This is a genomic window from Flaviflexus huanghaiensis (assembly GCF_014118685.1).
Classification (GTDB): domain Bacteria; phylum Actinomycetota; class Actinomycetes; order Actinomycetales; family Actinomycetaceae; genus Flaviflexus; species Flaviflexus huanghaiensis.
Map to the genome: position 1 here is coordinate 1 of NZ_JACFAK010000033.1, position 1,585 is coordinate 1,585.

A 1,585-nucleotide genomic window follows, 5' to 3' on the forward strand; every position below is an offset into this window, starting at 1 on the left:
CTCTTTACGGGCCTCGGCAACAAGCCGCATCGCACGCTCACGAAGCTCTGGCGGATACTTCCTTTGTGCTGGCATGATCATCATCCTCTCGGGATTTCAGACCCTCCACCAAACCCGGGGCGATTCATTGTCTAGGATTTTACCTCGGTCTGTTTTGGAGGCTTTCTGGTAAGCGGTCCGGAGTTTATTGGTGAAGTGACGGCGAGCGGCCATTGGTATTTTGCCTTCCATGGGGCAAGTTTCGCGCTCAAAGTAAGTGAGGCACCAGGGTGGGGCTCGCGCTCAAACTATGTGAGGCACGTCGAAAACTTGACACAGCCCAGATGTGTAGGTATAATTTACAGTCTAGTAGTCTAGTTTGAAGAGCGATAGTAGTCGGTACTCGGATTACAGACCCCTCTAGATTTTCCAGAAAAGAGCTATGCCACCTAGCTTGCGTTTGTTGCCTCGCACCCAGGGCAGTTCTCGTCGCCGTACCCGGTCGCGCCGGTGGGTAATGCTAAGCGGGGTCAGTGCGCTGCTTGCGGCACTCGCCCTCAGTACAGGTATGACTGCACCCACACATGCATCGTGGAATGACGCGGAAGCTACCGGCGTAGCCCTCCAAGCTGGCATGATCGGACCCCCTACTAATGTGCAATGCAGGTTCGAGCAACATTCTTTCCAGAACCTGGTCATCCAGTGGCAACCCCCGGAAAGTGGCCCCGGCATGATTGCTCCTGTGGGGTACCGGCTTGATTTCTGGGCACCTGGCACCCTCCCGCAGCCGACGCCAGCAAGTATTTCACTAGACCAACAAGCACGCTCATATCGCGACTTCAGTCACTTTCTCGACCCACCCACGCCCGAGGCGGGCGACCGTTACACCCTCACGTACAGGATTCGTGTGACGGCAGTAGGGCCGGGTAGTTGGCAGTCTGCTGAGTCGTGGGTGCTTGAAGCCAAGGTGTCGGCGACTCGTGCGTCGGGCAGAGATTCATCCTGCACTGTACTAACCAGCCCATCGGGGGCCGGGGAAGCAGTCACCTTGCAGGAAGACCCGACTGAGGGCTTGCTCGAGCCTGAACTGAATGACGAGCCCGTTACCGTGGGCCTGATGGAAGAAGAGTCTGAGGTCGACGATGCTGCGCCTCCCGGCACAACTATCCCAACCGAGCATACTCTGGATGTGGTAGAGGAAGAGGCGTCGCATGTGCCTTCTCCTTCCCCGCTTGCTCCTCGTCCTGAGGGTGCTACCCCTTCGGATACGGCCTCCTTGCAACCCTCTCGTGAGGCATCAGACGCTTCGCTTCCTGAGGAGACCGCCACGGAACCCGTAGAGCACTGACCATTGATGACACCGCTGACACCTACAGAAGGGGGAAAGCCTGATGACCTCTGAAACACCTGTGAAGCGTCCTGGGTTTCGTTCCGCTTTTATGCGTGTGCCAGGACGCTGGCATGTTCTTGATAGTAGTGCGCTTCGTACTCTGTTGGGGTGCGGTAGTCCAGGGACTCGTGCAGGCGGATCGTGTTCCACCAATGGACCCAGTCCATGGTCGCCAGTTCGACCTCTGTTGCCGTTGCCCAGTGGGGCCGTGTGTAA

1 protein-coding gene is annotated in these 1,585 nt (G+C 57.5%); it reads right to left on the minus strand.

From position 1 onward, the window contains the following. Positions 1-1,416: 1,416 nt before the first annotated feature. On the minus strand, positions 1,417-1,585 hold a 169-nt coding region (locus H7E91_RS11405), incomplete at its 5' end, for an integrase core domain-containing protein (RefSeq protein ID WP_182355237.1).